The organism is Actinomadura sp. WAC 06369, assembly GCF_003947565.1.
Taxonomy (GTDB): domain Bacteria; phylum Actinomycetota; class Actinomycetes; order Streptosporangiales; family Streptosporangiaceae; genus Spirillospora; species Spirillospora rifamycini.
Genome location: NZ_QHJN01000246.1, coordinates 1 through 8,359, shown reverse-complemented (window position 1 = coordinate 8,359; position 8,359 = coordinate 1). Strand labels below are relative to the sequence as shown.

8 protein-coding genes, 1 rRNA gene and 1 pseudogene are annotated in these 8,359 nt (G+C 74.4%); 7 read left to right on the top strand and 3 right to left on the bottom strand.

Features of this window, described 5'->3' with window-relative positions; all coding sequences use genetic code 11:
* Nucleotides 1-802: 802 nt before the first annotated feature.
* The 4 genes and pseudogenes from DMH08_RS42705 to DMH08_RS36900 form a co-directional block, all read left to right on the top strand.
* Nucleotides 803-1,522 (top strand): annotated as a pseudogene (locus DMH08_RS42705) (helicase-associated domain-containing protein); the annotation flags it as partial.
* A gap of 337 nt (nucleotides 1,523-1,859) precedes the next feature.
* The gene (locus DMH08_RS42700) at nucleotides 1,860-2,072 is read left to right on the top strand and encodes a WYL domain-containing protein (protein WP_325052981.1); all 213 of its coding nucleotides are present in this window, start codon (nucleotides 1,860-1,862) and stop codon (nucleotides 2,070-2,072) included.
* Nucleotides 2,073-2,247: 175 nt separating this feature from the next.
* The gene (locus tag DMH08_RS36905) at nucleotides 2,248-2,694 is read left to right on the top strand and encodes a DUF4190 domain-containing protein (protein WP_051300701.1); all 447 of its coding nucleotides are present in this window, start codon (nucleotides 2,248-2,250) and stop codon (nucleotides 2,692-2,694) included.
* A 255-nt stretch (nucleotides 2,695-2,949) separates the two neighbouring features.
* The gene (locus DMH08_RS36900; protein WP_125620838.1) at nucleotides 2,950-4,602 is read left to right on the top strand and encodes a DNA repair helicase XPB; all 1,653 of its coding nucleotides are present in this window, start codon (nucleotides 2,950-2,952) and stop codon (nucleotides 4,600-4,602) included.
* A gap of 24 nt (nucleotides 4,603-4,626) precedes the next feature.
* Here DMH08_RS36900 and DMH08_RS36895 read toward each other — a convergent pair whose 3' ends face one another.
* Nucleotides 4,627-4,992 carry a MerR family transcriptional regulator gene (locus DMH08_RS36895; RefSeq protein ID WP_125620836.1) on the bottom strand — a complete coding sequence of 122 codons (366 nt, stop codon included), beginning with the start codon at nucleotides 4,990-4,992 and terminating at the stop codon, nucleotides 4,627-4,629.
* 113 nt (nucleotides 4,993-5,105) lie between these two features.
* On the opposite strand from DMH08_RS36895, the gene DMH08_RS36890 reads away from it, so the two are divergent.
* Nucleotides 5,106-5,807, top strand: a complete 702-nt coding sequence (locus DMH08_RS36890; protein ID WP_125620834.1) for an SDR family oxidoreductase — start codon at nucleotides 5,106-5,108, stop codon at nucleotides 5,805-5,807.
* Between the two features lie 28 nt (nucleotides 5,808-5,835).
* Here the strand turns inward: DMH08_RS36890 and DMH08_RS36885 are convergent, their stop codons facing one another.
* Nucleotides 5,836-6,447, bottom strand: a complete 612-nt coding sequence (locus tag DMH08_RS36885; RefSeq protein ID WP_125620832.1) for an HAD family hydrolase — start codon at nucleotides 6,445-6,447, stop codon at nucleotides 5,836-5,838.
* 38 nt (nucleotides 6,448-6,485) lie between these two features.
* On the opposite strand from DMH08_RS36885, the gene DMH08_RS36880 reads away from it, so the two are divergent.
* Both DMH08_RS36880 and DMH08_RS36875 read left to right on the top strand, forming a co-directional pair.
* Nucleotides 6,486-7,244 (top strand): DeoR/GlpR family DNA-binding transcription regulator, encoded by a 759-nt coding sequence (locus DMH08_RS36880; protein ID WP_026402676.1) that lies wholly within the window; start codon nucleotides 6,486-6,488, stop codon nucleotides 7,242-7,244.
* A gap of 101 nt (nucleotides 7,245-7,345) precedes the next feature.
* The gene (locus DMH08_RS36875) at nucleotides 7,346-8,122 is read left to right on the top strand and encodes an alpha/beta fold hydrolase (protein WP_125620830.1); all 777 of its coding nucleotides are present in this window, start codon (nucleotides 7,346-7,348) and stop codon (nucleotides 8,120-8,122) included.
* Nucleotides 8,123-8,175: 53 nt separating this feature from the next.
* Here DMH08_RS36875 and rrf read toward each other — a convergent pair.
* Nucleotides 8,176-8,292, bottom strand: a 5S ribosomal RNA gene (rrf, locus tag DMH08_RS36870).
* Nucleotides 8,293-8,359: the final 67 nt, after the last annotated feature.

Genomic DNA, 8,359 nt, shown 5'->3' with positions numbered 1-8,359 from the left:
CGCCCTCGCCGTCCTGCGCCGCCACGGCCTCGCCTGGGGCGGCCGAACGCCGAACGCGGCCCCCGGCGTCCGGCAGGCGCTCCCGCACCCGGCGGGCCTCGGCCCGCCCGTCCGCGAGGTGTTCGCGGGCTACTCCCCCGAGCGCCTCACCGTCCTGGTCGCCGACCTGGACGGGACGGCGCCCCGCGGCTTCCCCGACGCCGACCGGCTCCTCGCCCGCCTCGCCGACCTGCTCGCCGCGCCCGGCCCGCTGATCGACGACGCCGGGCCCGAGGCCCGCGCCGCCCTGGAGCAGCTCGCCTGGGGGCCGCCCGTCGGCCGCGTCGCCGACGCCCGCCGCCCCGTCCGCGTCGACACCGCCGCCACCCCCGTCGAGCGGCTGCTGGCCCGCGGCCTCCTCGCCGCCGAGGACGACCGGACGGTCACCCTCCCCCGCGAAATCGCGCTGCACCTGCGCGACGGCCGGCTGTTCCGGGACGTCTCCGCCGACCCGCCCCCGCTCGGCGCGCCCGCCGCGGCGCCGCACTCCGCCGAGACGGTCGTCCGGGCCGCCGCCGGGGAGGCCGCGACCGCCGTCCGGCTCGTCGAGGAGCTCCTCGAGCACTGGGGCCTGGAGCCGCCCGCCGTGCTGCGCAGCGGCGGCCTCGCCGTCCGCGACCTGCGCGCCGCCGCGACCCTGCTGGACGTCCCCGAGTGGCACGCCGCACTGCTGATCGAGTCCGCGCTCGCCACCGGCCTGCTCACCCGCAGCGGCGACCTCGACGGCGAATGGCTGCCCACCCCCGCCTACGACCTGTGGCTGATGCGCGACACCGCCGGCCGCTGGACCGAACTCGCCCGCGGCTGGCTGCGCTCCGACCGCGTCGCCGGCCTCGCCGGGGAACGCGACGACCGCGACCGGCTGATCAACGCGCTCAGCGAGGCGATGGTGCGCGGCTCCGCGCCCGCGACCCGCCGCGCCGTCCTGCAGGTCCTCGGCGAGGCCGAACGCGGCGCCGTCCCGTCCGCGGACGCCCTGCGCGCCCGCCTCGCGTGGCTGCGGCCCCGCCGCGGCGGCCCCCTCCGCGACCGGCTGCTCGACTGGACGCTGCGCGAGGCCGCCGCCCTCGGCCTGACCGGCTTCGGGGAGCTCGCCCCGTTCGCCCGCGCGCTGCTCGCCGGCGACGACCCCGAACCGGAGCTCGACAAGCACCTCCCCGAACCCGTCGACGAGATCCTCATCCAGGCCGACCTCACCGCGATCGCGCCCGGCCCCCTCGTCACCGAACTGGCCCGCGAGCTGGCGCTCACCGCCGACGTCGAGTCCACCGGCGGCGCGACCGTCTACCGCTTCACGCCCGCGTCCGTCCGCCGCGCCCTCGACGCGGGCCGCACCGCCGCCGACCTCACCGCCCTCCTGGACCGGCACTCCGCGACCCCGCTCCCCCAGCCGCTCACCTACCTGATCGAGGACGTCGCCCGCCGCCACGGGCAGCTCCGCGTCGGCTCCCTCACCTCCTACGTCCGCGCCGACTCCCCCGCGACCCTCGACGAGATCCTCGCCGACCGCCGCGCCGAACCCCTGCGCCTGCACCGGCTCGCCCCGACCGTCCTCGCGTCCGGCCTGCACCGCGCCGAACTGCTGGACGGCCTCCGCGCGATGGGCCTCGCCCCGGTGGCCGAGTCGCCCGGCGGCGGCGTCATCGTCACCCGCCCGGACGCGCAGCGCGCCGACCCGCCGCCCAGCGCGGAGATCGTCCGCGTGCGGCAGGACCCGCACGCCGACGCGTCGATGGTCGCGGCGGCCGTCCGGGCCCTGCGGGCCGGCGACGAGGCGTCCCGCCACGGCCCCCGGCGCCGACCCGCCCGGCTCCCCCGCCATGGCGACCGTCGAACGGCTCCGCGCCGCCGTCGAGCGCGGCGGCCGCGTCTGGATCGGCTACCTCGACCAGCAGGGCCAGGCGTCCAGCCGCATCGTCGAACCCGTCCGCGTCGAAGGCGGCTTCCTCACCGGCTACGACGCCACCCGCGCCGCCGTCCACCGCTTCGCCCTCCACCGCATCACCGGCGTCTCCGACCTCGACACCCCCTGACCACCCGTCCCTTTCGGCGGCCGTCCCGAGACGCGCCGCCCCCGACGTCCGGGAGCCGGATGCGGCCAGGCCGGAACCCGGGAGGGGGACCCGGCATCCAACCGTATGTCCCTTATTGCCGGTAGGTTGGTTCACCCGGCCGCGGCGGGCCGGGGAGTCGCACAGGGAGGGCCGCGTGAGCGGATACGGAGGTACTCCGCCGTCGGGCTGGGACTCGCCCCACGGCTCATCCCAGGGCTGGGACCCGAACGGCGCGTACGGGCAGTCCTACGGCTACGGGCCCGCCTACGGGCCGGGCCCCGGCCACGGGCAGCCCCCGGGGTACGGGCCGCCCGGCGTCCCGCACCGGCCCGCGAGCATGACGAGCGCGATCATCGCGCTCGTCTGCAACAGCCTGGCGGTCTTGTCGTGCTGCAACGTCCTCGCGATCCCCGGCATCATCACCGGCGCGCTGGCGATCCAGCGGATCGAGCGGCAGCCGGAGTCGGCGCGCAGCCTCACGATCTGGAGCTGGGTGATCTTCGGCGTGTCGATGGTGATCGCCGTCGTCGTGATCGCCCTCCTCATCGCCGCCGACGTCGGCTCCGACTCCGACCCTTACTACTACGACGACGGCATCTGATCCGGCACCCGCACCGCCGGTGACGTCCGCGCCGGGGAGCGCAGGGCGAGGGACGCCCTGCCGTTCGGGCGGGACGACCGTGGACCTGCGCTTCCCCGGCCTCCTCGCGTCCGTCCTCGCCGTCGCCGGCGGCTGACCGGGAAGACACGGCCGGGCCCCGTTCGTTGTCCCTACGGGTCCGCCGCGCCTCGGGTACCGTGCATCGGCGGGACACCCGCGATCCGAGCCACGATTCCCGACGGGGGCTGCTTACCTGTGTCCGACGGTCCGCTCATCGTCCAGTCCGACAAGACCCTCCTGCTCGAAGTCGACCACGACCGGGCCGACGCCTGCCGCAAGGAGATCGCGCCGTTCGCCGAGCTCGAACGGGCGCCCGAGCACGTCCACACCTACCGGGTGACGCCCCTCGCCCTGTGGAACGCCCGCGCCGCCGGGCACGACGCCGAGCAGGTCGTCGACACCCTGCTGAGGTTCTCCCGCTACCCGGTGCCGCACGCGCTGCTCGTCGACGTCGCCGACACGATGGCCCGGTACGGACGCCTCCGCCTCGAGAAGCACCCGGACCACGGGCTCGTCCTGTCGTCGTCCGACCGGTCCGTCCTCGAAGAGGTGCTGCGGGCGAAGAAGATCAAGGGGATGCTCGGCGACCGCGTCGGCGACGACGCGGTGATCGTCCACCCGAGCGAGCGCGGCGCCCTCAAGCAGGCCCTGCTGAAGCTCGGCTGGCCCGCCGAGGACCTCGCCGGCTACGTCGACGGCGAGGCGCACCCCATCGAGCTCGCCGAGGACGGCTGGGCCCTGCGCTCCTACCAGCGGGACGCCGCCGAGGCGTTCTGGCACGGCGGCTCGGGCGTCGTCGTCCTGCCGTGCGGCGCCGGGAAGACGATCGTCGGCGCCACCGCCATGGCCCGCGCCAAGGCGACCACGCTGATCCTGGTCACCAACACCGTGTCGGCGCACCAGTGGAAGCAGGAGCTGATCCGCCGGACGTCCCTCACCGAGGACGAGATCGGCGAGTACACCGGCACGAAGAAGGAGATCCGGCCGGTCACGATCGCCACCTACCAGATCATGACCACCCGCCGGAAGGGCGCCTACGCGCACCTCGAACTGTTCGACGCCCGCGACTGGGGCCTCATCGTCTACGACGAGGTCCACCTGCTGCCCGCGCCGATCTTCCGGATGACCGCCGACCTCCAGGCCCGCCGCCGCATCGGCCTCACCGCCACGCTCGTCCGCGAGGACGGCCGCGAGGGGGACGTCTTCTCCCTCATCGGCCCCAAACGGTACGACGCGCCGTGGAAGGACATGGAGACGCAGGGCTGGATCGCGCCCGCCGACTGCGTCGAGGTCCGCGTCACCCTCACCGACTCCGAGCGCCTCGCCTACGCGACCGCCGAGCCGGAGGAGCGGTACCGCTTCTGCGCCACCACCGACACCAAGACCAAGCTCGTCAAGGCCCTCGTCGACCGGCACGCCGGCGAGCAGACCCTCGTCATCGGCCAGTACATCGACCAGCTCGACGAACTCGGCGCGCTCCTCGACGCCCCGGTCATCAAGGGCGAGACCCGCGTGCGCGAGCGCGAGCGGCTCTTCGACGCGTTCCGCTCCGGCGAGCTGAACGTCCTGGTCGTCTCAAAGGTCGCGAACTTTTCGATCGACCTGCCCGAGGCGTCCGTCGCCGTCCAGGTGTCGGGCGCGTACGGCTCGCGGCAGGAGGAGGCCCAGCGCCTCGGCCGACTGCTGCGCCCGAAGGCGAACGGGCAGGGCGCCCGCTTCTACGCCGTCGTCGCCCGCGACACCCTCGACCAGGACTACGCCGCCCACCGGCAGCGCTTCCTCGCCGAGCAGGGCTACGCGTACCGGATCGTGGACGCCGACACCGTCCTGTCCGGCGGCGAGATCTGACCCCCGGACAGGACGGGACGGGCGTCACACCGACTTGCAGGGAGTGTGCACGCTCTCGGCCGCCTGCACGATCACCTCGTCGAGGCGCTCGCGGGCGGCGGTGAGCTCGCGGATCTGCCCGTCGATGCGGTCCCGCTCCGCCGCGAGCCGGTCGAGCAGCTCGGGCGTCGCCCGGCCCGACACCATGCAGGGCACGAGCGGGACGATCGACCTGCTCGGCAGGCCAGCCGCGTAGAGCTGCCGGATCAGCCGCACCCGGTCGACCGCCGTGTCCGGATACGTCCGCTGCCCGCCCGCGCTGCGCGCCGGCTCCAGCAGTCCCTGCTCCTCGTAGTACCGCAGGGCGCGCGTGCTCACGCCCGCCCGTTCCGCCAGTTCCCCGATGCGCATCGTCGCCTCCGGCGTGACTCCGGCCACAAACACTTGCCCTTAACGTCAACGTCAAGTTTTAGCGTAGCGGCGAACGGGCGCACCCCGCGCCCCGTCGACACCGAGGAACACCCATGAAGATCGCCGGATCCACCGCCCTCGTCACCGGCGCCAACCGCGGCATCGGACGGCACTTCGCCGAGCAGCTGCTCCGGCGCGGCGCCGCGAAGGTCTACGCGACGGCCCGGCGCCCCGAGCTCATCGACGTGCCGGGCGCCGAGCCGCTGCGGCTCGACATCACCGACCCCGCGTCCGTCCGCGCCGCCGCCGAGGCCGCCCCGGACGTCACCCTGCTGATCAACAACGCGGGCATCGCCACGTACACGAACCTCGTCACCGGCGACCTGGACGACATCCGCCGCGAGATGGACACGCACTTCTACGGGACGCTCGGCGTGATCCGCGCCTTCGCGCCGCACCTGGCGGGCGGCGCGATCCTGAACGTCCTGTCGGCGCTGTCGTGGCTCGCCCACGACGGCGCCAACGCCTACAGCGCCGCGAAGGCCGCCGAGTGGAGCCTGACCAACGGGGTCCGCCTCGAACTCGCCGCCCAGGGCACCCTCGTCACCGGCATGCACCTCGGCGGCGCCGCCACCGACATGATGGCCGGCTACGACGGCGACCTGCTCGACCCGGCCGACGTCGCCCGCGCCGGGCTCGACGGCATCGAGCAGGACCGCCTGGAGGTGCTCGTCGACGACACGAGCGCGCAGATCAAGGCCGCCCTCGCCGAGGACCCGAGCCGCCTCTACCCCCGGCTCCCCGCCGTCTCCTGACGGGACGGCCGCCCGGACGGCCGCCGCGTCAGCCGCGGCGGCCCCCGACGGCCGCGAGCACCTCCGTCCGGACGTCCTCGGCACGCTCGAACAGGACGCCCCGGATCCCGGCCGCTTCGGCCGCCCGCACGTTCTCCGCGCGGTCGTCGACGAACACGACGTCGTCCGGCCCGGCCTCCAGGCGCGCCAGCAGCGTCCGGAAGATCTCCGGGTCGGGCTTGACCAGCCGCAGGTCGGCGCTGAACAGCCGGTGCCGGAACAGTCCCGCCCACGGACGGGAGTCGACCATGCGGGCGAGTTCCACCGGCGCGTTCGACAGCAGCGCCAGCGGCGTCCCGTCCGCCGCGAGCTCCTCCAGCAGCCCGACCGTCCCCCGGTTCACGTGGCCCCACGTCCGGACGTCCAGCGTCACCAGCACCTCGACCAGGTCGGGGTCCGGCCGCACCCCGAGGCGGCCGCAGACGTCGTCCCAGAACTCGGCCGCCGTCACCTCCGCCAGGTCGTACGGCTCCCGCCGCGCCCAGTACACCGGCCAGAACCGCTCCGGCTCGACGCCGACGGTCTGCGGCAGCAGCGCCCCCGCGTCCCGGGGCGGCGCCAGACTGATGACACCCGCGTAATCGAACACGATCCACGTCATGTTGACGTTTCTAACACACAGCCTGTTTGATTGAACACGTGGAGAGTTCAGAACGGGTCCTCGCACTCATCGATCGCCTGCGGACGAACGAGCGCGTCACCGTGGCGGACCTCGCCGCCGCGACGGGCGCGTCCGAGATGACGATCCGGCGCGACCTCGACCAGCTCGCCGACCAGGGCGTCCTGCGCCGCGTCCGGGGCGGCGCCGTCAGCCTGCTGCTGCGCGGCGAGGCCATGCCGTTCGCCGTCCGCGAGCACGAGGCCGTCGACACCAAGCGGCGCATCGCCGCGAAGGTGGACGAACTCCTCACCGACGGGGAGGCCGTCATCCTCGACGGCGGCACGACCGCCCTCACCGTCGCCCGCACCCTCGCGGGCCGCCGCCTCACCGTCGTCCCCCTCGACATGCACTCCGCGAACGCCCTCGCCGGCGCCCCGGACGTCCGCCTCCTCGTCCCCGGGGGACGCACCACGCCCGGCGCCCTCGCGTTCACGGGGCCGCTCACCGAGGCATCCCTGGCGTCCCTCCGCGTCGACACCGCCGTCCTCGGCGTCTGCGGCCTCTCCGCCGAGGACGGCCTCACCGCCCACGACCTCGACGAGGTCCCGGTCAAGCGCGCCGCGATCGCCGCCGCGCGCCGCACCGTCGCCGTCTGCGACGCCGCCAAGTTCGGCCGCACCGGCCTCGGCCTGGTCTGCCCCGTCACCGAACTCGACGCGGTCGTCACCGACCGGACGGCCCCCGCCCCGGCCGTCGCGCGCCTCCGCGACGCCGGCGTCGACGTCCACCTGGTGTGACACGAACCTGCGCGTCGCCTTCCGTGCGCGCCTTCGGCCGATAGCGGCCGTCCCTTCCCGGTTCCGATGATTCCGCGCCGCCCACCCGGTCTCATGGGGTCATGACCGATCACGTGACTTCCGCGGACGGCACCCGCATCGCCTACGACCGCCTCGGCGACGGCCCGCCGCTCGTCCTCGTCGGCGGCATGTTCTGCGACCGCCGCACCACCGGCGACCTGGCCGAGGCCCTCGCCGCGCACTTCACCGTCGTCAACTACGACCGCCGCGGCCGCGGCGAGAGCGGCGACACCGCCCCCTACGCCCCCGAACGCGAGGTCGAGGACATCGCGGCCCTCATCGCCGCCGCGGGCGGCACCGCGTTCGTCCACGGCGTGTCGTCCGGCGCAGCCCTCGCCCTGCTGGCGGCCGCCGCCGGACTGCCGATCGGACGGCTCACCCTGCACGAGCCCCCGTACGGCGGAGACGACGAGGAGAGCCGCACCCGCGCACGCGCCCTCGCCGAAAGCGTCCGCACCGCCATCGCGGACGACCGCCGCGCCGACGCGATCAAGCTGTTCATGGCGGCGACCGGCATGCCGGAAGAGATGGCCGCCGGTATCAGCGCCGACCCGGGCATGCAGGCGATCGCCCCGACCATGCCGTACGACTACGCGGTCATGGGCGAGGACGGGGTGATCCCGCGCGACACGGTCCGCTCCGTCACCGTGCCCGCGCTCGTCCTCGCCGGCACGGCCAGTGCCCCGTTCTTCCGCGACACGGCCGTCCGCCTCGCCGACGCCATGCCCGACGCCCGTGTCCAGATCCTGGAGGGCGTGGGCCACGACGCCCCCGCCGCCGTCCTCGCGGACCCCGTCACCACGTTCCTCAAGCCATAGCCCGGAAATGAGAAAGGCCCCGCCGTAAACGGCGGGGCCTTCCCACAAAAAATGTCCGGCGGCGTCCTACTCTCCCACACAGTCTCCCATGCAGTACCATCGGCGCTGAGAGGCTTAACTACCGGGTTCGGAATGGGACCGGGTGTTTCCCTCTCGCCATAACCACCGAACGCCTCACGCACCACCCCGAAACAACCCAGGGCAGGCAAATCAACGTCCGAGCAGACAGCTCGAAAA